Consider the following 22,480-nt stretch of genomic DNA (forward strand, 5'->3'; position numbering starts at 1 on the left):
CCTAATCTATTTAGCACTGTCAATCTATTTTATCAATTCCTATAATATGATGAGAAAGCCCTAAAAAAAGTACAAAAAAAGAGGAGGTTTCCCTCCTCTCATCATACGCATGAATTATTTAGCAATTTTTGCGAAGTATTCAAGAGTACGAACAAGTTGTGCAGTGTAAGACATTTCGTTGTCATACCATGAAACAACTTTAACCAATTGTTTACCGTCAACGTCAATAACTTTAGTTTGAGTTGCGTCAAACAATGATCCGTAAGACATACCTACAACGTCTGAAGAAACGATTGGATCTTCAGTGTAACCGTATGATTCGTTTGAAGCTGCTTTCATAGCTGCGTTCACTTCATCAACAGTAACGTTCTTGTCAAGAACAACTACCAATTCAGTAACTGATCCAGTTGGAACAGGAACACGTTGTGCAGCTCCGTCCAATTTACCGTTCAATTCAGGGATAACCAAACCGATTGCTTTAGCAGCACCAGTTGAGTTAGGAACGATGTTAGCAGCACCAGCGCGTGCACGACGAAGGTCACCTTTACGGTGTGGACCGTCAAGGATCATTTGGTCACCAGTGTAAGCGTGGATAGTAGTCATCAATCCTTCAACAACACCGAAGTTATCTTGAAGAGCTTTAGCCATTGGAGCCAAGCAGTTTGTAGTACATGAAGCACCTGAGATAACTGTTTCAGTACCATCAAGAATATCGTGGTTAGTGTTAAATACGACTGTTTTAACATCTGATCCACCAGGAGCAGTGATAACAACTTTCTTAGCACCACCAGCATGCAAGTGTTTTTCTGCAGCTGCTTTAGTAGCAAAGAAACCAGTTGCTTCAAGAACGATTTCTACACCGTCGTTAGCCCAGTCGATTTGTTCTGGATCGCGTTCAGCAGAAACTTTAACGAATTTACCGTTAACTTCGAATCCACCTTCTTTAACTTCCACAGTACCGTCGAAACGACCTTGAGTTGTATCGTATTTCAACAAGTGTGCAAGCATAACTGGATCTGTAAGGTCGTTGATGCGTGTAACTTCAACACCTTCTACGTTTTGGATACGACGGAAAGCAAGACGTCCGATACGACCGAAACCGTTAATACCAACTTTAACTACCATTCGTGATTTCCTCCTTATGAAAATCAAAAAAATTTTTTGTGAAAAGAGTAACTTGACACAGCGCCAAACATCTTTTAACAGTCTCTATTATATACTTTATTGCATTAAAAAGCAACTATTTCCCAACGAAAAGCAAGATTTATCATAGATCACCACCTCTTTTATTAAAGTTTTTCACAAAGTCTTGATCGATCGGAAAAGCGCTATTTTACTTGTACTCACTTTTGGAACAAAGAAAAACTCTTCCCAAAGTGGGAAGAGTTTTTAAGCATTGGTAAATTAAGCTTCACCTTTAGCTTTTTTAATGATTTCTTCTTGTACTGATTTTGGTACATCTTCGTAGTGGTCAAATACCATCATGAAGGTACCACGTCCTTGAGTTGCAGAACGAAGGACAGTAGCGTAACCGAACATTTCAGCAAGTGGTACATATGCACGAACGATTTGGCTTGCACCGTGTGCTTCCATACCATCTACACGTCCACGACGAGCAGTTACGTGACCCATAACATCCCCAAGGTTTTCTTCAGGAACTGTGATGGTTACAAGCATCATTGGTTCAAGGATAGCTGGTTGTGCAGTCTTAGCAGCTTCTTTAAGTGCAAGAGATGCAGCGATCTTGAAGGCAGTTTCAGATGAGTCGACATCGTGGTATGAACCATCGTAAAGCTTAGCTTTCACGTCAACCATTGGGTAACCAGCAAGAACACCGTTCGCCATAGATTCTTGAAGTCCTTTTTCTACTGCAGGGATGAATTCACGTGGAACCACACCACCGACGATCGCATTTTCGAACTCGAATCCTTTACCTTCTTCGTTTGGAGTAAATTCGATCCAAACATCACCAAACTGACCTTTACCACCAGATTGACGTTTGAAGAATCCACGTGCTTGTGTAGAAGCGCGGAATGTTTCACGGTAAGATACTTGAGGAGCACCAACGTTAGCTTCAACCTTGAATTCACGTTTCATACGGTCAACAAGGACATCCAAGTGCAACTCACCCATACCAGAGATAACTGTTTCACCAGTTTCAGGGTTTGTTTCAACGCGGAATGTTGGATCTTCTTCAGCCAATTTTTGAAGGGCGATACCCATCTTGTCTTGGTCTGCTTTAGATTTAGGCTCAACCATCAATTGGATAACTGGTTCTGGAACTTCGATTGATTCAAGGATGATTTTTGCTTTTTCATCTGTCAATGAGTCACCAGTTGTAGTATCTTTCAAACCAACAGCAGCAGCGATATCTCCAGAGTAAACTGTTTCGATTTCTTTACGAGTGTTGGCGTGCATTTGAAGGATACGTCCGATACGTTCACGTTTACCTTTAGAAGTGTTCAATACGTATGAACCTGAGTTCAAGACACCTGAGTAAACACGGAAGAATGTCAAACGACCTACGAATGGGTCAGTCATGATCTTGAAGGCAAGAGCTGCAAATGGCTCTTCATCAGATGCTGGACGTTCTTCTTCTTCGTCTGTATCTGGGTTTACACCCTTGATTGCAGGGATATCAAGTGGGCTTGGAAGGTAGTCAAGGACTGCATCCAACATCAATTGAACCCCTTTGTTCTTGAAGGCAGAACCACAAAGTACTGGGTAGAATTCAACGTTGATTGTAGCTTTACGGATACCAGCTTTCAATTCTTCGTTAGTGATTTCTTCCCCTTCAAGGTATTTCATCATCAAGTCTTCATCAGTTTCAGCAACTGCTTCAACCAATTTTTCACGGTATTCTTGAGCTTGTTCAAGGTATTCAGCTGGAATATCTTCTTCAAGGATATCTGTACCAAGGTCGTTAGTATAGATTTCAGCTTTCATCTTGATCAAGTCAATGATTCCGCGGAAGTCATCTTCAGCACCGATTGGCAATTGAATTGGGTGAGCGTTTGCTTGAAGACGGTCATGAAGTGTGCTTACTGAGTAAAGGAAGTCAGCACCGATTTTATCCATCTTGTTAGCGAATACGATACGTGGAACTCCGTATTCAGTTGCTTGACGCCAAACTGTTTCAGTTTGAGGCTCAACACCTGATTGTGAGTCAAGAACGGTTACAGCACCGTCCAAAACGCGGAGTGAACGTTGAACTTCGATAGTGAAGTCCACGTGTCCTGGTGTGTCGATGATGTTTACACGAGTGTCTTTCCATTGAGCTGTTGTAGCGGCAGATGTGATGGTGATACCACGTTCTTGCTCTTGCTCCATCCAGTCCATTTGTGACGCACCTTCGTGAGTTTCACCGATTTTATGAATCTTACCAGTGTAGTAAAGGATACGCTCAGTTGTAGTTGTTTTACCAGCATCGACGTGAGCCATGATACCGATATTACGAGTTTTTTCAAGTGAAAATTCGCGTGCCATGAGGTTTGTTTCTCCTATATTTTTTATTTCTATATTCTATTATAACATGATTTAATAAAAACGGATAGGCAGGACCTACCCGTTTTCAGTGTTTTCATGCTAAGTTTTGGTTCCAACTTGTAAGAAGAGTTGAATTGGGTTCAAGAGCTGACGAAGCTTAATTGAACTCGGGCTAAAAGCTCAAGTTAACTGATTTGAACCCGAGCGAGGCCCGGTGCAAAAAAGATAAACTGCTTTGTGTTCATCGAACACTGCATCAGTTTCCTATTTTTGCCTTGGGCCTTTGCCGCTCTTAGTATCATAATTGAACCCGGGCTAAAAGCTTGGAAAATAGATAAGCTTACCTAGAATCTTTGATTCTTCGTCAAGCTTCCTAATTTTCAATCGCTTTTTTAACGCCCTTAGTATCTTGATCTTACCAGCGGAAGTGTGCGAATGCACGGTTAGCTTCAGCCATACGGTGAGTATCTTCACGTTTCTTAACAGCTGCACCAGTGTTGTTCGCTGCATCCAAGATTTCTTTTGCAAGACGATCAACCATTGTGTGTTCACCACGTTGACGAGCGATTGTTACCAACCAACGAAGTCCAAGTGTTGTACGACGTTCTGGACGAACTTCAACTGGGACTTGGTAGTTAGAACCACCGACACGGCGAGCACGTACTTCAAGTACAGGCATGATGTTTTCCATAGCTGTTTCGAATACTTCAAGAGCGTCGTTTCCAGTAGCTTCTTTAATTTGTTCGAAAGCTCCGTAAACGATTGAAGCAGCTGTACCACGTTTACCATCAAGCATAACGCGGTTGATAAGACGAGTAACTAATTGTGAATTGTAAAGCGGATCTGGCAATACATCGCGTTTAGGCGCACGGTTTTTACGACTCATTTTTCTTTATCCCCTTTCCTTATGCTTTTGGTTTTTTAGTACCGTATTTAGAACGGCCTTGTTTACGATCGTTTACACCTGCAGTATCAAGTGCTCCACGGACGATATGGTAACGTACCCCTGGAAGGTCTTTTACACGTCCACCACGAAGAAGAACCACGCTGTGTTCTTGCAAGTTGTGTCCGATACCTGGGATATAAGCAGTTACTTCGATCAAGTTGCTCAAACGTACACGGGCAAATTTACGAAGGGCAGAGTTAGGTTTTTTAGGTGTCATTGTTCCAACACGAGTTGCAACACCACGTTTTTGTGGTGAAGAAACGTTTGTTTGAACTTTTTTATGACTGTTGTAACCAACGTTCAAAGCTGGTGATTTAGATTTTTCTACTTTTGATTTACGCGGTTTGCGAACCAATTGGTTAATTGTAGGCATCTACATTCTCCTGTGAAATTTTTTATTTTTGGTGATGGTACACTTGGTGACAGCTACCATCTGTGTGTACTTTTGCAACATTTGTCAGCACGTCCCTGTACACTCTTGAGAGACCAAAAGTAAAAAGTACCGTCTATTATTATAACATGACGGCACTTTGATTGCAAGATGTTTTTTTATTTTTTAAAGAAGTCGAAAAAGTTCATTATTGACCAGCTTCAGCAGGTTCTTCTGCCCCTGCATCTGCGGCCGGAGCATACTGCTGTTGCTGTTGTGGTTGAACTGTCGCATTGGCTCCAGCTACTCCAGCATTGGCATTGGCATTAGTATTTGCGTTCGCGTTCGTGTTGGCATTAGCGTCTGTTTGAGTCTGCTGTGTTGCCGCTGTGTCGCTCTCATAGGTCAGTCCATAATAGTTAGCGATGTATTGGATACGGGCCTCAAGCGATTGCTTTTGAGTCGCATCTTTGACTTTCTTCACAGCAGCTTGGGCAGCGTTCACAGAATCTTGACTTGGAGTTGTTTCCATTTGAACGACTGCTTTTTCAGCAGCTTCTGTATTTTTCTTTTCTTCCTTCTTTTCTTTTTCTTCCTTTGTTTCCTTTTTCACTGGAAGGGAACCTGTTTTTTTAGCAGGTTGAATTTCTGTCGTTACCTGGGCAGCTGTATTCTTTTTAACGGTATACAAACCAGCTACCAAAATAAAGGATAGAGACAGAACTGTCACCAAGCGAATCCACAAAGGACTATTATCAAATCGATCTAAAATTCTTTTCACTTTTTGATCCTCCTTTGTTGCTCTTAATCAAAGATATTCCCAACTTCGACACTCAATTTATTTTCTTTTACATCGATGTTGGTCACGCGCAATAAGGATTTGTGTTCAAAGAATTCACGGTCGGTTGCAGCATTATCCGCAAAGACAGCTACCCCTGCTAATTCAGAATCGAATTCAGCCAAGAGACTGACCATCCCGTTAATCGTTCCGCCACCTTTAAGGAAGTCATCGACAATCAAGACCCTGCTTCCTGCTTTTAGGCTCCGTTTTGAAAGGAACATTTTCTCAATGCGATCCCCACTTGAGCCTGAAACATAGTTGACACTAACGGTTGACCCTTCTGTGATTTTCAAATCACGACGGACAATGACAAATGGAACATTCAAGACATTGGCCACTGCATTCGCTAAAGGAACTCCCTTGGTCGCTACGGTCATGACAGCATCAATTTTCTTATCTCGAAAGGCTTTGGCAATGATGCGGCCGATCCGATTCAAAATCTTTGGATTGCTCAAAAGATCAGACAGGTAAATGTAGCCACCAGGAAGGATACGATCACTTTCAGACAGTTGCTTGCAAAGATCTTCGACGATTTCTTTGGATTCTTGATCTGAGATAGACGGTGTAAAGATAACACCTCCACCAGCTCCTGTAATGGTCTCAATATTTCCGATTTCCATCTCTTCAAACGCACGCTTAATGATCACGATATCTTCTGAGATGGAAGACTTGGCAGACTCATACTTTTCCGCAAACGTATTGAGGCTAGTCAATTCATAGGGATGGTTGATCAAGTAATTAGAAATTACGACCATCCGTTCACTTCTTCTTAATTTCATTTTCTCACCATGTAGTTTTTTCTATCATTATACCATAAGAAGCGAAAAAAACGAACATTCTGATTTACAGAAGGCCGTTTTTTCCTGATTATTTTATTTTTGGCAGAATCATTCCCGTATTTATCCCTGTTTTTACTAGTCGAGATTCGGTTTATAGAAGGAACGATTTTCCATAGCAAAGATTTTATTGGTCATTTCGCCAGGACCAATTAAGCCAAGTGCTGTTGTCATCATCATCATTTCCGCATCCAAATTATCGATCATATGAATAATCTCTGCTTCCATGATCTTTGGACGAACAGGACTACCGTATTCGAGCAAGCCATGGTGACTCAAGATCACATGGCGAAGGACGATGACTTCTTCTTTTTGGTCATCAATCTTCAACTCTTGCAAGACCTTGGTGATTTCTTCATCGATCAGTGCAATGTGGCCGATGAGGTTGCCCCGAACAGTGTATTCTGTATTTTCAGGCCCCGTCAACTCGATCACTTTGGCCAAATCGTGTAACATAATCCCTGCAAAGAGCAAGCTCTTATTCAACTGAGGATAGATATCGCCGATACTATCTGCCAAGCGGACCATGGTTGCCGTATGATAAGCAAGACCTGCTTCAAAGGCATGGTGGTTGGTCTTAGCAGCTGGATAACTATAAAACTCTTTCTCATATTTCCCATAGAGGGCCCGGACAATCCGTTGCCAGACTGGATTTTCAATTTTGAAAATCATGTTTGACAGGTATTCATGCAATTCCTTGGGATCTACTGGTGGTTTTTCCTTAAAGTCTGCTGGATTGTTGGGCTCTCCTGCTTGGGGCAAGCGCATGTTTAATTGGTTGACTTGCGGAGTATTATTGTAAACTTCTCGACGTCCAGACATATGGACCACGCGCCCAGCCATAAAACTCTCTACATTGTGAGGTTGGGCATCCCATAGTTTACCTTCGATTGTACCGGTCTCATCCTGGAAGACAAAGGCGAGGTAGTTTTTCCCGGCCCGCGTTTGACGCACTTCTGCTGACTTGATCAAATAGAATCCTTCGAACAATTCATCTTTTTTCATTTGGTTAATTTTGACCATCATCTTCTCCATCTTCTATATATACATCTAGTCCCAGCAGGTCCTCATCGCTTTCGATTTGGCGGAGTGTCCGCTCAATGGCACTGGTCCGTCTGGTTAGCAAATCATCAATATTATTGGAAGCATTCTTTAAATGGCGCTGAGTCTTGGCCAGAATCCCTCCAAACTTATGGAATTCTGATTTGACCGATCCCAACACCTTGCTAATGTCATCTGCACTCTTTTGGATGTTGAGCGTTTTAAAGCCAACAGACAAGGAGTTCAAGAGGGCTGATAAGGTACTTGGCCCAGCCACTAAAATTTGTTCGTCCCGACGCAAGCGATCGAAGAATTCTGGATTGCGAACCACTTCGGAATAGAGGCCTTCGGTTGGCAAAAAGAGAATTCCGAAATTCGTTGTCGCTGGTGGAAAGAGGTATTTTTGTTGGATATCCTTAGCAAAACGCTTGATACTAGCAAGAAGGGCCTTGCGGTAACGCTCGATCTCCTCTTTCTCTCCTGATTCATAAGCTTCTTCCAGACGATAGTAGTCTTCCAGTGGGAATTTAGAGTCAATCGGCAGATAGACTGGCTCCTCTCCTTGTCCTGGAAGCTTAATAGCATACTCCACGCGCTCACTAGATTGGGGAACGGTGACAAACTCCCGCTCATACTGGGCTGGGGTCAAGATATCTTCAATGATTTGACCCAGCTGCAATTCGCCCATAATCCCACGCGTCTTAGTATTGGAGAGAACTTTATTAAGAGTTCCGACATCCCGCGCCACTGTCTGCATTTCTCCCAACCCTTTGTTGACCGACTCCAATTGTTTTGAAACCGTCTCAAAGGAGGTCTGCAAGCGGTGCTGCAAGGTTTTCTCCAATTTTTCTTCTACCGTTTGGCGCATCTGTTCTAGCCGCACTTCATTGGACTCTTGGATCTGGCGCATGCGCTCATCTGTTTTGTCCCGATTTTTAGTAAAATGCTCATTCATCTCAGCGCGCAGAGCCGTCGTCTGCTGGTGGATCTCCACTCTCATCTCGGTTAAGCGATCTGTCAGGGCGATCTCTAACTGCTGATTGGCAATCTGGCTGGCTTGTCTTTCTTTTTCAAAACGATAATCCAACTGGTCTGTCAAATGATCCTCATGGTCTTCCAGCATCTCTCGTAAAGCCGGTCTTGTATCATCTGACCGTTGCAAGAGATAGATGAGGAGGCCCAGATTGAGCAGGCCAATCAGAAGCAGAATGATATTCATATTAACCTCTGTCTTTACTATAAACAATGACAAGATAGCCACGGTCAAGACTCACTTGAATCGGTTGATCCAAAAATTCATTGGAGCCATACATGGCCTTCAAAAAATAATTCTCCTGATGGAGCGGATACTTGGCTCCTGTGATCTCTAAGCGACCTTGTCCGACAGGCATAAAACCAACATAGGACATGGCTGGATCTGGCTGAATCTCATGGCAGCCGGCTGATCTGTAGATCAAGCGATTTTGACCGTCGACTAATTGGATTTGCTCCATGTAGGGAGCTAGGTCTGGATCGGTCGGCAAAAAGATATTGGACAAGAAGTGATCCAAACGACCGCCAAAGGCACCATAAACTGTGACAGCAGCAGCTGGATAGGCCTTAAAAGCCACTTTCAAAGCCAATTCCAAATCCGTATCGTTCTTTTCAGGGACGGATTGAACAACCTGCTTGGCTTGGGTTCGGATCTGGCGCAAATCGGTCTCAGAGACGGAATCGAAATCCCCCACAGCTATATCTAAAGGCAAACCTTGTTCCAGTAGCTTCAAACAGCCACCATCAACGCCTACATAAACGTCATGATCTCTCGGCAAGAGCGTGCTGTCACCTCCTGCCAGTATTGCGATGTTACCCATTTACAGCATCTCGGAGCGTTTGAACGCGCTCATTAACATCTCCATTAAAGACATAAGAGCCTGCTACAAAGACATTGGCCCCTGCTTCTTTTGCTTGGGAAATACTTTGAGCATCAATTCCGCCATCCACTTCGATATCAAAGTCTAAGCCTTTTTCTTCACGAAGAGCGGCTAATTCGCGCACCTTGTCCATGGTTTCAGGCAAGAAGGCTTGACCACCGAATCCTGGATTAACGGTCATGACCAAGACTTGGTCCACCAAGTTCAAGACATGTTTGATACTGTCTACAGGAGTCCCTGGGTTGATCACGACACTAGCCTTCACACCTGCTTGACGAATTTTTTGAAGAGCTCCGTGAATATGGGGAGTAGCTTCTACGTGGATGCTGATGATATCAGCACCTGCACGGGCAAATTCTTCGATATGGTGTTCAGGATTGGTGACCATCAAGTGGCAATCAAAGACCAACTTGCTATGTGGACGCATGCTCTCTACGACACCAGCTCCAAAGCTGATATTTGGTACAAAATGGCCATCCATGACATCGATATGGGCATAGTCAGCTCCAGCTGCTTCTAAGCGTTTCAATTCACTTTCAAAATTGGCATAATCGGCACTCAAAATTGAGGGTGCAATTTTCATTGTTTTCATCGTTGTAGTGTCTCCTATTTTGGCATTTTTTTCGAAACTTTTTTATAGGTTTCGCGACGGTTTTCAATCTCACTTAGAAATTGCAAGTAATCCTCATAACGGAAAGGTGCAATTTCCTCTCTTTCAACGGCTGGTTTCACCGCACAAGCTGGCTCATGCGTGTGGGTACAGGTACGAAATTTACAAGAGTGGCTCACATCGGCGATCTCCGGGAAGGCTTGATTTAAGTCTTCACTGGTCGTCACTTCATAATCGAGGGAGGAGAAGCCCGGCGTATCTGCGATCTTTCCTCCATTTAAATGGTAAAAGCTGACAGCTCGGGTCGTGTGTCGACCGCGCCCCAGACTATCTGAAATCTCACCCGTTTCAAGCTCCAAATCCGGAGCGATTTTATTGAGCAAGGTCGATTTTCCTACACCGGTCTGTCCCATAAAGACCGTGGTTTGATTGGTCAAAAGGGGCAAGAGTTCCTCAATTGACAAGACAAAATCATAGCCAATTGCCTGATAGATTCCTTGGTAGTAGTGGATGTCTTCCATATCTTCTAACAAGTCCAGTTTTGAAATATAGACAATGGGATGAATCCCCTTATGCTCCAAAAGAACCAGAAAACGGTCTAAAAGATTGGCGTTGAAATCTGGCTCCTTAGCTGACATAATCACTACTGCCTGATCAATATTGACAATAGGAGGGCGTACGAGGCTATTTTTACGAGGGGCAATGCTCAAAATGTAGCCTTCTGAATTCTCTTCAGCAGAGAACTCCACCTGATCCCCCACATAAGGAGTCTGTCCTTTTTTTCTAAAATTTCCACGAGCCCGTGTCTGGTAAATGTGACCGTCTGACTCCACGTAGTAAAAGCCAGCCAAGGCCTTGACGATTGTTCCTTGCAAATCGCACTCCTTTGAGATTAATACTCCTATTATACCAAAAAATGAGAAATAAGGCTGGATTGCTTGATAAGAAAAAACGAAAAGTGAACCTCTCCGGACGCTTTTAGAAACGAATAGGTTCGTTTTTTAAATGGATAGAAACAGAAGACGGAGTATCTGTTATGACTTGTCTTTTAGCAGAATTCGGGAAAGGGCACCTTCCTTTTTTTCCTTGGCATTTTTCCTAAAAAGTGTATAATAGAACTATGCGGAGGTGGTGGAACGGCAGACACGCATGCTTCAGGCGCATGTGCCCCTTCGGGCGTGAGGGTTCAAATCCCTTTCTCCGCATCTTGGAAAGGTGGCCCAGCTCGGTACGGCACCGGACTCGAAATCCGGCAAGTGGATTTTATTCACGCGCGGGTTCAAATCCCGTCCTTTCCTTCTTCAACAAACAAGACATGAGCTATGAAGCTCATGAACAAACAAGACATGAGCTATGAAGCTCATGAACAAACAAGACATGAGCTACGAAGCTCATGTCTTTTCTGTTATTTTATTCCTGCTTCTAGAAGGCCATCTGCTAGGCGAGCGAAGTCTTCTAGGCTAAGAGCTTCTCCTCGTACAGAAGGTTGCAGGCCTGCAGTTTGGATTCCTGCTTCCAGCTTGGCTTTGATTTCTTCGGTCTTGCCGAAGCGACTAGTCAAGTTGTTCCAAAGTGTTTTGCGGCGGTGGACAAAGCTAGCCTTGCTGACAGAGAAGAAGAAATCTTCATCCTTGACGGCTACTGCTGGTTCTTCGCGACGGACCATCTTCAAAATGGCAGAGTCGACGTTTGGTGCTGGCACAAAGACGGTGCGAGGTACAATAAAGGCTACCTTAGCAGTCATATAGTATTGGACAGCAATGGATAACGAACCATAAGCTTTGGTGTTGGGCTCAGCTGAGATGCGGTCTGCCACCTCTTTTTGCATCATGACCACAAATTCTTGGAAAGGAATCTTGGATTCGATCAAGTGCATGAGGATGGGAGTCGTAATGTAGTAAGGAAGGTTAGCCACTACCTTAATCGGAAGGTCTGGGTTTTTAAACTCTGCGATGTACTGGTTGAGGTCTACCTTGAGGATGTCTTGGTTGACAACCGTGACATTATCAAAATCACGCAAGGTATCCGCCAAAATGGGAACCAAGCGGTCATCAATCTCAAAGGCCATGACCTCTGCCGCATTTTCCGCCAAGAACTCAGTGAGGGCTCCAATTCCAGGACCGATTTCGATGACATTGACCTGCTTATCAATCTCTGCCGTATCCACAATTTTTTGAAGGATGTTGGTATCGGTCAAGAAGTTCTGACCGAAGGATTTTTTAAAGGTAAAGCCGTGACGCTCCAGCACTGCCTTGGTCACGCTATAATCTGCAATTCTCATTTTTTCTCTTTTCTAATCAGTTTAAGGGTAAAGGATCCCCTCTACTTCCGTCTTAATAACTAGCCATCGCCTCTTCAACTTCAGCCAAACAAATTCCAAACAATTCCAAGCGTTTGATCAATTGCTTGCCATTGCAGTAGCCGATGCGCAAGGCTTCGCCTAGATATTCCCGCCGTTTGCGACTATCGCTTCCCATCAACAGGCCAAGCCGCATCAAGTCAGTCTTTGTGATATCAAAGAAATTTTCATCTTCGTAAGACCCGACCAGTCCAGCTAGGGCTTTTTCTAAGTCTTCAAAGCTGGCATGTTCTACTCCAAGAGAACGCCCCTTGGTCTTGGATTTGGGGACTGCTTCACCACGATTTAAAAAGGCATGTTTGGCCTGGGGCACCTCTTGCATAATGATCTTGCGAATTCGCTCACCATTATAGTCTGGATCGGTAAAGACAATGACTCCACGCAACTCTTGCAAGGTAGCAATTCGTTCCAAGTCATCCTGATCGATCGCAGAGCCTCGTGTTTCATAGGTATCCACCTCATAAAAACGACGGAGATTGGCTGTGTCGTCCTTGCCCTCCACGACAATCACTTCTGGTATTTTTCTTTTCTCAGTCAAGGCCAAATACCTTTCTTGCATTGTCATAGGTTGCCTGAGCCACTTCTTTTGTTGTTAAGCCACGTAGTTCTGCAATAAAATCTACCACATAACGAGTGTAGGCTGTTTTATTTTCCCGACCACGTTTGGGAACTGGTGCTAGATAAGGAGCATCTGTTTCAACCAAGATCTTGTCTAACGGAAGGCCAGCTGCCGCTTCTTGGACATCTGTGGCTTTCTTAAAGGTCACCACTCCAGAAAAGGAAATCATCATTCCCAAATCCATGAAGCGTTTCGCTTCTTCTAAACTTCCTGAGAAAGAATGCATGATCCCACCGCGAGAACCAACTCCTTCACTCTTGATGATGGCATAAGTATCTTCTAAAGCATCGCGTGTATGCACCACAAAGGGGAGGTCCAAGTCCTTAGACAATTGAATCTGACGACGAAAAACCTTTTCTTGAACATCTTTTGGCGCTGTCATCCAGTGGTAATCGAGACCGATTTCTCCGAGTGCGACGACTTTGGGATGTTTTAGCTGTTCAAGTAAATAGGCCTCCACTTCAGGACTATAATCGCCTGCCTCAGTGGGGTGCCAACCAAGCGTGAGATAGAGTTCTGGGTGCTGGTCTGCCAAGGCTATTCCTCGCTCAATCGTCGGTTTGTCAAAACCAACGATATTGTGGGCTACAACACCCATTTCCTTGGCCAAGTCGAGCTCTTCTTGTTCTTTTCCTGCGAATTCTTCCACATTGAGATGGGTGTGGGTATCAAAAATCTGCATGATCTTCCTTTTCTTCCGAGTTTTTCTTCTTTCTATTATAGCAGAAAGCGCCTCTAAATTCACTTTCGGACAAAACAAAAACCAGTAGTCTCGAGTTTCTACTGGTTTTTAGGTTTTTATCTGAATTAGGCAGCCAAAACTTTGCGTCCTTTACGACGACGAGCTGCCAATACGCGACGACCATTTTTAGTTGCCATACGGTGACGGAAACCATGTTTGCGCGCACGACGAAGTTTACTTGGTTGATAAGTACGTTTCACGATGAATACCTCCTCATAGATTTTGTATTCGTTTAGCCGGCTAGTTGTGATCAGTTACTAAACATACTTTACTATTCTATCGGATTCGACTCTATTTGTCAATAGCTATGGCAAAATTGTTGCAAATACAGGTCGGAGAACACCTTTCTACACCTGACGGGTTGCCAAGTAATAGGGTTCCAGAGCCACCAGCGCCTCTTGCAACTGATCCAGGATATTCTCTAGGGACCTCTCCTCAACTAGAGAAACATCGTATTTGACGAGGACCTTACGAACCGCCCCTTCTGCTACTGCTTGTAACAGATCATGGCGATTCTTTTCTGTTCCTTCTACCCTTTGACTCTCTCCATTTTTCTGGGCGAAATAATAAACTGGCTGAGAGATTGGAAGGGTGAGAACCTTGTGTTGCTTTTGAAGGCTCTGCTCATCTTTTTTTCGCTCGATAAAACTCACCTCTAAGGAAACTCCAAAATCAACTGCATCTCCATAGAGCCTCAAGGCAAACATAGGCTCTGCCATCGTCCCTTCTCCTTTTAGATAGGCCCAAAAATGAGGCCGTAAGACCTGGGCCTGGTTCATCCATTGGCTAGTCCGATCCTGCTCTAAGTAAGGGTGGCGCTGCTGAAAGGCTGAGACTAAATCGGTGAATTCCTTACGAGCTGCTTGAGCTAGGGCACGATACTGCTCCATCTCTGAGGCTAGCACCCCAGCCTTTGCTGGGGCCTGGTAGTGGATTCCTTGAAGCTTTAAAAACTCTCGAATCGCTGCAAATGCCATTTGCTTCCTTTCTAAACCTAAAAAAGAGAGATCGGCTCAATCCCGTCTCTCCCTTATGGGAAATAATAGCTAGATTATCCTTCGATGTCTACCACCACGTAACGGTTTGGTTCTTCCCCTTCAGAGTAGCTAGTGACTCCTTCCATCTTAGAGACGATCCGGTGAATGATTTTGCGTTCACTGTTTGACATCGGATCTGTCTGTTGGGCTTGCCCATCTTCGAGGGCACGTGTTGCCAACTTCTGAGCATAGCTTTGAAGAACTTCTGCCCGGTGTTCTACATAGTCATTCACATTAATGGTAATGTAAAAATTCTTTGAGTAGCGGTTATAGAGGTAATTTTGCGCCAAAAGTTGAAGAGCCTTCAAGACTTTTCCGTGGTAACCAATGACACGTCCTGGCTCATTGGTATCAATTTGCATATTGACCGTACGGCGGTTGTGACTGCTTGAGATGGTCGCATCCACATCCATTTCATCGACCACTGTTTGAACATAGGCTGTCACATCATCTACGACTTCTTCGATGTTGTAGTTTTCCTCTACCTCGATACCAAGGTTTGAGAAATCAGATTCGCTTGATTCTTTTGTCGCTGGTTCTTTGACTTTTTCAAGGATATGTTCATGCCCTTTTTCTTCAAGAACGGTATCTGCTTCTTTGTCATGTTTCAGGATTTCGGTCTTGATTTCTTCAGAGACAACTTCTCCTTCTTCTTCGACCTTTTTGATCGCTGCAACGACACGTCCGAGATCGACCGTTGCTTCGCTCACAGTCTTAACCGGTTCATTTTGCGCATTGATCTCATCTGGGACACCTTTGACAGCTTTTTGATTGGCTTTTACAACAGTTGTTTCTGCAATGGGCTCAATCTCAACTTGAGCTGGTTTTTTACCAAACAAGCCAAGAAAACCTTTCTTTTCACGCGCTACAACCGTAATATGCGCCTTCATACGGGGAATATCTAAATCGTTCAGACCTTTTTGAATCGCTTCTTCAACAGTTGCTCCAGTATATAGGACCATATGTCCACCTCTTTCTTATTTTTTCTTTTTCTGTGCTTTGTTTAGGGCACGACGTTTTTGTTTTTCCATGTCTCGTGAAGCTTGCTCTTTTGCTTCACGCTCTGCGATAATCTTGAAGGGGTTGTTCAAGAGATAGGTTTGCCCGACTTGGTAAGCATTGGAAGTCACCCAGTATAGTGCGACCCCGCTGGCTGAGAACAAGGCAAAGAAGAAGATCATCACAGGCATCACATACATCATGGTTGTCGCACTACCATTGCGCTCTGGCATGGCTTTATTGGTCAACCAACTGCTGAAAAATGTGAAGAGTGCTGCAAGAACCGGCAAGATATAAGTCGGGTCGATCGCACCAAGGTCCAACCAGAGGAAGTGACCGACTTTAAGGAATTCGACACGGCTCAGCGCTTGGAACAAGGCCATCAAGACCGGCATCTGGATCAAGAGAGGAAGGAAGGCTGAAGACGTTTTGACACCTTTTTCCTTGTATAGGGCCCGCATCTCTTCGGAAAGCTTGGTCCGGCTATCAAGATCCTTCCCAGGATACTTAGCTTGCAATTCCTTGAGGAGGGGTTGAATTTCCTGCATTTTGCGGGTTGAATTCATTTGATATTGGAAGAGAGGCAAGAGGACCGTCCGGATGACAATGGTAAAGACGATAATCCCTACACCGATACTTCCGCCAAAGGACAAGAAGCGGATGGCTTCTGCAAAGAAGTAGACGAAGCGTTCCCAACCACCTGTCGACTGAGCTGTCACTTGAGAGGTTCCACAAGCTGTCAAGACCAATAAGGCCGCTCCTAATAATCCAGTTAACTTCAGTTTCTTTTTCACATTATTCCCTTTCTTGGTAGACATGCGCTAATTTTAAGACATGTACAAGATTTTTCTCTACTTGATGAAAGTCGAGCTCCTCCACTCCTTTACGAGCAATGACAACAAAATCATCGGTCGTAAGGAAGGCTTGGTGTTTGATCAAAACATGGCGAATCAAACGTTTGATGCGATTTCTGGTCACAGCATTTCCCAGTTTCTTACTAACAGACAGGCCGACTCGAAAATGCGGTTGGTCTTTGCGCAAGCGGTAAACAACGAATTTCCGATTGGCAACATTTTGACCACTTTTAAAAATAGCATTAAAATCTTTGTCACGTTTGACGCGGTAGCTTTTTTTCAAACCTCAACTCCCTCTTTTAAATTTATTCTATTATACCATATTTTCAAAAAAAACCAATCTCACTCAGGAAATCGGTTGCTACTTAAATACAGATAAAAGTAAAGGCAAGGTGTAGTAGAGATTGAGCAAGATATGAGCCAAAATAGGAGCAAGGAGCGTCTGACTCCGATAATACAGGATCCCAAAAATCACACTCGGCAGGAGATAGATGATAGAAGCTCCTAGCGAAAAGGGATTGTGGAGAAAATGTAAGCCACTGTAGATGAGGGCTGGAAGCCAAATCTCTGCATAGAGTTTCCAACCTTTGAAGTAGGCATTTACCAAGGCTCCACGAAAGATCAGCTCTTCTGTCACCGGCCGGATGACGACCATTGCGATCACTAGGATAAGCACTCCTGTGGGGCTAATTTCCCGAGGAAATAGACTCAAAACGGCTGCCCGTCCTTGGACAAAACCACTGATGAAGTAGTCCAACCAGTAAACCAAACAGGCCGCAAAAACGGCTTCTATCAGAGCTTGAAGAGGGTTTTTCCCCAGCTTAAACTGCGCTTTTTTAGAAAAACGATAGACCAAAAATCCTGTAAAGACTGCATAGAGGCCTTCTAGGCCAAATAAGGTCCAATAATAGCTATTGGCGCTTGCTACACTATTGGAGACATACTGGGCCAAGGGGCGAAATTGAGGCCGAACATAAAAATAAAACAAGAGCAGAAAGAGGGGATAAAGCAGTGAGAGCTTTCCTTTGATGAATTTCATAGATACCTTTCCTATAAAGTCTGACAAATCGTATAGTGCATCTTACCATAATCGTGACAAGGTTTCAATGAAAAAGGATGCCTTCCTACTCTCTGAGATAGGCCACATAACCACCTAAGACAGCGACTAGAATCAAGAGACAAAGAAAAGTTTCCATCCATACAAGAACTGTCAAGAAAGGCAGTTGCAACAAGCATTGGGCCATTTTCAAAGAGGTCGCTGTGATAACTGTTGGAAAGGTCAGGGCTGAAAAAGCAGGTTGAAAACCTTCTTTTATCATTCTCGGTAGGCGCGTCAAAACAAAGAAATAAAAACCTTGCGAGGCCACCACCATGATTAGTAAGAACCAGGTAGGCAGGCTTGCTCCACCCACACGAACCAGAGCTGCTAAAAGAAGGGAAAATGGAGCGCAATAGATGCCTTCTTGGCCCAACAGATGAATGGGTAAGGGCGACTGCTTCAAATCATGATAGATAAGGGGATAAAGAAGAAAGGTCAAACCAAAACCAATCACTAGAGCGAGATAAGCAATCTCCCTGATTCCCACAACGGGATAAGTCAAGGCCGCTACTGCAATGCCCACATAGAGAACGGTCCAACTGGGAGTCGCATTGGCTCTTGGTCGCGCTAGGACATGGGTCTTGGTAAAATAGAGAATTAAGCCCAGATCCAAGAGAAAGGCAGACCACCAGACCAACTGTGATAGACCTCCAAAGGCGGGAAAGAGGCGCAAAAGATAGGTGGATAGAATCATCCCTGCCATGGGAAAAGTCGCCATCCCAGATAAAAGGGCTGGTTGTTGGAGTTCTATCTTGGTTTCTTGCCAGCGAATCGCATGATAAACGACAAAGAAAAACCAGAAGAACAAACCTGTCAGACTAAAGGCGTGGGCAAGGAAGGGTAGCGAGTCTGCAAGAAGGTTGCCAGCGCCAACCAGTCCTAACAGACAGCCTGAAAATACTAAGGGGATCTTTTTCATCGGGAGCTCCAATCATGTTGTCGCTTTCAGTATACCATAAAAGAGAAGGAAGCAGGATAAAAAAGAGAGTTGGACAGAAATCGGTAATTCGTTAGAATTCGATTTCGTCGTCCCACCTCCGCACAGTTGAGTAGGGCTGTAAAAGCTGATGAAATCAGCGTAGTAGAGCCCACTCAACCACTGCGTCTTGCTCGACAATCCAAAAATAATTGAGAGGCTAGGACTTTTGTCCTAGCCTCTTCAAATTGTAGATAAAGTCATCTTAGAAACTTTCCGCCGTGAGATAAGTGCTAGAAACATTCTTGTTTCTAGCACTCGGGAGTTTTGGAACCTTAGGTCCAAAACTAAGTCATGGAACTTCCTCGAAGTTCGCTGACGTCCGTACTCACCTAAGGAAAGTTTCAATAGATGTCTAAGTAAGCCTAATAGTTGATATCTCTTTAATTTTTAAGTATCATTTAGGTTGCATTATGTAAGAAACAGATGGATTACATTCTAAAAGAAGTTGGAGAACACCAACTTCTTTTTATCCATTCTATTAGAAACTAGGCCTGTACGACCATCATATAAAGAAATAAGGATACGAGAAAGACGATACTAACAACAAGGGTCGCTAGCTTGAGTCCACGGTGAGAGCGCCAGTAACTTGGTTTTCCTAGGTTACTGGTCGCATCTGTTGAGAGCGATTGTTGTTGGCGAGGCTGCAGGGTGATCAGAACCACAAGAGCGAGGGATAAGATCGAGATCCCGATTGCAAATACCATTTCCATCTTAGGATCCTCCTAACACTCTGAAGAGGGTAAAAATAACTCCCAACAAAATCACCAAACCAATGATCACATTAAAAGTGACATTGATCTTTTCAGAACGTGTCGTCTTTTCTTTTTCGGCAGGACGGCGTTTGAGAGACTCCATTCGTCCCTCTACTTCTTTGTAAAATAAATCTTTCTTACGATCACTCACTGTGTCCACCTATCCCTTCTTGCAAGCGAGCTTTGAAAACAGCTGGCTCAACGCTACTTGATTGGGCAATTTGTTGCGCGACGGCTTCTCTGTAGTTATCCACAGATTGGTAGATTTCCTGGATACGGGCCACCATATCTGCTTCTTTTCCTTGATCAAAGATATTGGCTTGTGCGAGGAAGTGGCGGTCATGCAAAGTATGGCTAAAGGCAAGGATGACTTGCTGGTGTTCGAAGGCCTTACGAACAATGCCTTGCACCTCTGCATAGTGGTTGATATCCAGATAAATACTAGAGACCTTAAGCAACTCTTTGATCCGCCCTTGACTGATATTTTGGTACAAGACCACATTTCGATAGCGAACCATAGATAGAAGACTAGCAGACATCTCCGTCAAAGCTGCCACACGGAAGGTCACATTCGGCAAGTTCTCTACTAGGTAGGTCAAGGCTTCGATCTGATCCGAATTAGTCAAAACAAAGGCGTCTTTACGGATATCGTCTTTCACCTTGAAATCATACAGGTAGCCAAGAGGTCCAAAATAGCTATGCTGATCTTGCGAGGTCAACTGCAAAGCGCGATGATAGGTCGCGTTTTGCGGAATCAAGATCTTCTTGGTCCGGATTTCTGGGCTCTTTAGAATCAACTGCATATTGCCTGGAAGGCTATCGTGAAGCGGCTCCTGCCACACCAAGACGTCGCGTCCTTTGATGCCTTTATTGCCGAGCTGGAGACTAATGCTAAAGGAGGTAGCCAGCGTATTGTAGACCAAACCATCTAGATCAAAACCACGATACTCTAGATAAAAGACAAAGTAATCTAAGCGATTCTTGAAAATCCGCATGGGTTGATGGTCCAAGGTCAAGATCAAATCCCCTGTTTGGTGATTTTCTGTCAAGCGCTCGGTATCCCCTTCAAAATAAGTAGTCACCAAATACTGTCCCTGATCGCCACAAGTCGTTACGGCAATCTTACGACCGTATTGGTCGTAGTGCTCAATCATGACCACTTGTCCCTTGTCATCTAACCACTCTAAGCGCTCGACGATGCGTTTGTAGGAAGCAGCGTGGTACACAATTCGAGCCTTTTCTTGACCATAGTAGGTCACTTTTCCCGAACTATTATCCCCAGAAACTTCCCAGAAATCAGGAACTGGAACTTCATTAAAGTAGCGTCCCCGCTTCTCTCCTTTTGCTTGTCCTAAGAAATAAATAAAGGGAGACTCGACACCGTCTGGTAAGAAACCATTTGGCTCCAAAACAACGGTCGGATGGTCAAAACCAGACTCTTTCATGGAGTGGAGCAGGTCTTGGCTTTCACGAGAATAACTATCAAATACGTTCAGCATGTGTCACCTCTTCTATCAATTGTGCCCAAGCTTCTTCTACTCGGCTGGTCAAAAAGTCTTCTGCACGCGCATAAGATGCTTGACGCATGCTGGCTAGATCATCTTTTTTGTATAGCTGGATCATTTTTTCCGCAAAGGCAGAAGCAATCTGGTCGACCACTTGATCTGCTGAAGGCGGAATGAGATAGCCATTTTTACCTTCTGTGACAAAGGTCTGATTGCCATAAGGAACGTCAAAACCGATAATCGGTAGACCCGAACCAATCGCCTCCATCAAGGTCAACCCAAAACCTTCACTGGTCGACGCTGATAGGTAAACTTCATAGTTCTTATAAATTTCCTCTAGATTGGCATGCCCTTTGAGATGGATATAGTCTGCTGCCCCCAATTCATCGATTAGAGACCGTAGCTTACCTTCTTCTCCACCTTTTCCATAGATGTCAAAAGACAGTTCTGGTAATTCTTTTTTGGCGCGAACCACTGCTCGCACCAACCAATCAATATGCTTTTCTGTCGCCAAACGAGAGGCGGTAATCATAGAAAATGGGGTGCGATTTTCGTTTTGTGGCAAGCTTGCAAGACTCCCAACTGGAATGGTATAGATAGCCGGCTGATGGTTGGTGTATTTGGCAAACTGCTCAGCCAAGATTTCTTTTTGGCGGTCAGTCGCGACAATAAAGAAGTCTACCTTGTCTGCATTGGTAAATTGGTACTCGTAGTAGTTGTTCCACAAGATATACTGATCATCGACATTATTGGCACTGAAGTGCTCGGCATGGACGACCACACCCAGGCGGGCTTTTTGCGCTTCTTCAAAGATAGGCTGACCAATATTGGTTTCCCGATCCAAAATCACCAGATCTTGTTTGGTCAATTGAAGGGTCTGCATAAAGTAGCGGATCAATTCTTGGCGACCAACTAGGTAGCGATCTGGAAAACGATAGATCTCGCGGCCATCTGCCATCTGCATGCTGTAGGCAACTGTCCCGTCTTCATTGTAAAAGCGGCGCTCAATCAAGTTAGCTTGGTTGTTCTTAGGAATGAAGTACTCGGTACAATAGCGGGTATAGGAGAAATAATCCTTTCTCACTAAAATCCCTCTAGACACGTACTCACAGCGTTCGACATGGGGACTGTTTTCTTCGCGCAGGTAGCAGGTCAAAAAGTTGTCCTGGTCCTCATAAAAGAAGCGCTTGATCTTACCATCGACTTCTTCCCGAGTCGGTTTTCCGGCAAATCCTGCTAAGACCTGATCAATGGTATAGGTCGTTGGCGCAATTTTTATATCTGTAAAATGGCTATAGAGCCAGATGATTTCATCATTTTTAAAACCGATATTTTCTGTTAAATGTTGGATATTATCGGCTAGAATCATATCCATAAAGACAAACTTGGCTGGTTGATGGATATTGCGTAACAACTGGGCACGGTAGGCCTGGGCATACTCAACACCACTGCTGGCCCAACCGATTCCAAGGTTGATATTGTATACTGTCAT

The 22,480-nt window shown here is 44.1% G+C and carries 25 protein-coding genes and 2 tRNA genes; 2 read left to right on the forward strand and 25 right to left on the reverse strand.

Going from position 1 to position 22,480, the window contains the following annotated elements:
• Positions 1-114 precede the first annotated feature (114 nt).
• From gap to rsgA, 11 genes are all read right to left on the reverse strand, one after another.
• Complete coding sequence (gap, locus tag RIN70_RS09190; RefSeq protein WP_003003093.1) at positions 115-1,125, reverse strand: type I glyceraldehyde-3-phosphate dehydrogenase; 1,011 nt, start codon at positions 1,123-1,125, stop codon at positions 115-117.
• A 279-nt stretch (positions 1,126-1,404) separates the two neighbouring features.
• A complete protein-coding gene (gene fusA, locus RIN70_RS09195; protein ID WP_003003071.1) occupies positions 1,405-3,486 on the reverse strand; it encodes an elongation factor G in 2,082 nt (693 codons plus the stop codon).
• 415 nt (positions 3,487-3,901) lie between these two features.
• Positions 3,902-4,372 (reverse strand): 30S ribosomal protein S7, encoded by a 471-nt coding sequence (rpsG, locus tag RIN70_RS09200; RefSeq protein ID WP_003003105.1) that lies wholly within the window; start codon positions 4,370-4,372, stop codon positions 3,902-3,904.
• Positions 4,373-4,391: 19 nt separating this feature from the next.
• Positions 4,392-4,805 (reverse strand): 30S ribosomal protein S12, encoded by a 414-nt coding sequence (rpsL, locus tag RIN70_RS09205; RefSeq protein ID WP_003003125.1) that lies wholly within the window; start codon positions 4,803-4,805, stop codon positions 4,392-4,394.
• A gap of 205 nt (positions 4,806-5,010) precedes the next feature.
• Positions 5,011-5,583 (reverse strand): hypothetical protein, encoded by a 573-nt coding sequence (locus tag RIN70_RS09210; RefSeq protein WP_024054651.1) that lies wholly within the window; start codon positions 5,581-5,583, stop codon positions 5,011-5,013.
• A 23-nt stretch (positions 5,584-5,606) separates the two neighbouring features.
• Positions 5,607-6,422: a pur operon repressor gene (gene purR, locus RIN70_RS09215; protein WP_003012466.1), complete on the reverse strand. Its 816-nt coding sequence runs from the start codon at positions 6,420-6,422 to the stop codon at positions 5,607-5,609.
• Between the two features lie 135 nt (positions 6,423-6,557).
• Positions 6,558-7,502, reverse strand: coding sequence for a 3'-5' exoribonuclease YhaM family protein (locus tag RIN70_RS09220; protein WP_049483640.1), 945 nt, complete (start codon positions 7,500-7,502; stop codon positions 6,558-6,560).
• Positions 7,489-8,739 (reverse strand): DNA recombination protein RmuC, encoded by a 1,251-nt coding sequence (locus RIN70_RS09225; RefSeq protein WP_003012406.1) that lies wholly within the window; start codon positions 8,737-8,739, stop codon positions 7,489-7,491. Before RIN70_RS09225 ends, RIN70_RS09220 begins: the two co-directional genes overlap by 14 nt.
• A 1-nt stretch (position 8,740) precedes the next feature.
• Positions 8,741-9,373, reverse strand: coding sequence for a thiamine diphosphokinase (locus RIN70_RS09230; RefSeq protein ID WP_070594477.1), 633 nt, complete (start codon positions 9,371-9,373; stop codon positions 8,741-8,743).
• On the reverse strand, positions 9,366-10,025 hold the full coding sequence (gene rpe / locus RIN70_RS09235; RefSeq protein ID WP_070594476.1) for a ribulose-phosphate 3-epimerase: 660 nt from the start codon (positions 10,023-10,025) through the stop codon (positions 9,366-9,368). Before rpe ends, RIN70_RS09230 begins: the two co-directional genes overlap by 8 nt.
• 14 nt (positions 10,026-10,039) lie before the next feature.
• Positions 10,040-10,918: a ribosome small subunit-dependent GTPase A gene (gene rsgA, locus RIN70_RS09240; RefSeq protein WP_031573894.1), complete on the reverse strand. Its 879-nt coding sequence runs from the start codon at positions 10,916-10,918 to the stop codon at positions 10,040-10,042.
• Positions 10,919-11,165: 247 nt separating this feature from the next.
• Here rsgA and RIN70_RS09245 point away from each other — a divergent pair.
• Positions 11,166-11,248 (forward strand) — tRNA-Leu (locus RIN70_RS09245).
• 4 nt (positions 11,249-11,252) lie between these two features.
• Positions 11,253-11,341, forward strand: a tRNA-Ser gene (locus tag RIN70_RS09250).
• Between the two features lie 107 nt (positions 11,342-11,448).
• Here the strand turns inward: RIN70_RS09250 and rsmA are convergent.
• The 14 genes from rsmA to gtfA all read right to left on the reverse strand — a co-directional run bounded on the left by rsmA (position 11,449) and on the right by gtfA (position 22,480).
• On the reverse strand, positions 11,449-12,324 hold the full coding sequence (gene rsmA / locus RIN70_RS09255) for a 16S rRNA (adenine(1518)-N(6)/adenine(1519)-N(6))-dimethyltransferase RsmA (RefSeq protein WP_070594475.1): 876 nt from the start codon (positions 12,322-12,324) through the stop codon (positions 11,449-11,451).
• A gap of 52 nt (positions 12,325-12,376) precedes the next feature.
• Positions 12,377-12,961: a ribonuclease M5 gene (gene rnmV, locus RIN70_RS09260; protein WP_173018761.1), complete on the reverse strand. Its 585-nt coding sequence runs from the start codon at positions 12,959-12,961 to the stop codon at positions 12,377-12,379.
• Entirely contained in the window at positions 12,933-13,703 is a 771-nt protein-coding gene (locus RIN70_RS09265; protein ID WP_070594473.1) for a TatD family hydrolase, read from the reverse strand. Before RIN70_RS09265 ends, rnmV begins: the two co-directional genes overlap by 29 nt.
• A 125-nt stretch (positions 13,704-13,828) precedes the next feature.
• Entirely contained in the window at positions 13,829-13,963 is a 135-nt protein-coding gene (rpmH, locus tag RIN70_RS09270) for a 50S ribosomal protein L34 (protein WP_003003086.1), read from the reverse strand.
• 147 nt (positions 13,964-14,110) lie between these two features.
• Positions 14,111-14,740, reverse strand: a complete 630-nt coding sequence (locus tag RIN70_RS09275; RefSeq protein ID WP_070594472.1) for a ribonuclease P — start codon at positions 14,738-14,740, stop codon at positions 14,111-14,113.
• A 74-nt stretch (positions 14,741-14,814) separates the two neighbouring features.
• Complete coding sequence (jag, locus tag RIN70_RS09280; RefSeq protein ID WP_021153989.1) at positions 14,815-15,762, reverse strand: RNA-binding cell elongation regulator Jag/EloR; 948 nt, start codon at positions 15,760-15,762, stop codon at positions 14,815-14,817.
• A gap of 15 nt (positions 15,763-15,777) precedes the next feature.
• Positions 15,778-16,593 (reverse strand): YidC/Oxa1 family membrane protein insertase, encoded by an 816-nt coding sequence (locus tag RIN70_RS09285; protein ID WP_003015944.1) that lies wholly within the window; start codon positions 16,591-16,593, stop codon positions 15,778-15,780.
• Position 16,594: 1 nt separating this feature from the next.
• Positions 16,595-16,936, reverse strand: coding sequence for a ribonuclease P protein component (gene rnpA / locus RIN70_RS09290; protein WP_003002960.1), 342 nt, complete (start codon positions 16,934-16,936; stop codon positions 16,595-16,597).
• 78 nt (positions 16,937-17,014) lie between these two features.
• Positions 17,015-17,692 (reverse strand): CPBP family intramembrane glutamic endopeptidase, encoded by a 678-nt coding sequence (locus RIN70_RS09295; protein WP_049486202.1) that lies wholly within the window; start codon positions 17,690-17,692, stop codon positions 17,015-17,017.
• An 85-nt stretch (positions 17,693-17,777) separates the two neighbouring features.
• Positions 17,778-18,671: a TDT family transporter gene (locus RIN70_RS09300; protein WP_155124586.1), complete on the reverse strand. Its 894-nt coding sequence runs from the start codon at positions 18,669-18,671 to the stop codon at positions 17,778-17,780.
• Between the two features lie 545 nt (positions 18,672-19,216).
• Positions 19,217-19,441, reverse strand: a complete 225-nt coding sequence (asp5, locus tag RIN70_RS09305) for an accessory Sec system protein Asp5 (protein ID WP_003003038.1) — start codon at positions 19,439-19,441, stop codon at positions 19,217-19,219.
• A gap of 1 nt (position 19,442) precedes the next feature.
• The gene (gene asp4 / locus RIN70_RS09310) at positions 19,443-19,634 is read right to left on the reverse strand and encodes an accessory Sec system protein Asp4 (protein ID WP_003003066.1); all 192 of its coding nucleotides are present in this window, start codon (positions 19,632-19,634) and stop codon (positions 19,443-19,445) included.
• Entirely contained in the window at positions 19,627-20,982 is a 1,356-nt protein-coding gene (gtfB, locus tag RIN70_RS09315) for an accessory Sec system glycosylation chaperone GtfB (RefSeq protein ID WP_155124585.1), read from the reverse strand. The genes asp4 and gtfB overlap by 8 nt, the downstream gene beginning before the upstream one ends.
• The gene (gene gtfA / locus RIN70_RS09320) at positions 20,966-22,480 is read right to left on the reverse strand and encodes an accessory Sec system glycosyltransferase GtfA (protein WP_313790557.1); all 1,515 of its coding nucleotides are present in this window, start codon (positions 22,478-22,480) and stop codon (positions 20,966-20,968) included. The genes gtfB and gtfA overlap by 17 nt, the downstream gene beginning before the upstream one ends.

This window comes from Streptococcus parasanguinis (genome assembly GCF_032163505.1).
GTDB lineage: Bacteria > Bacillota > Bacilli > Lactobacillales > Streptococcaceae > Streptococcus > Streptococcus parasanguinis_V.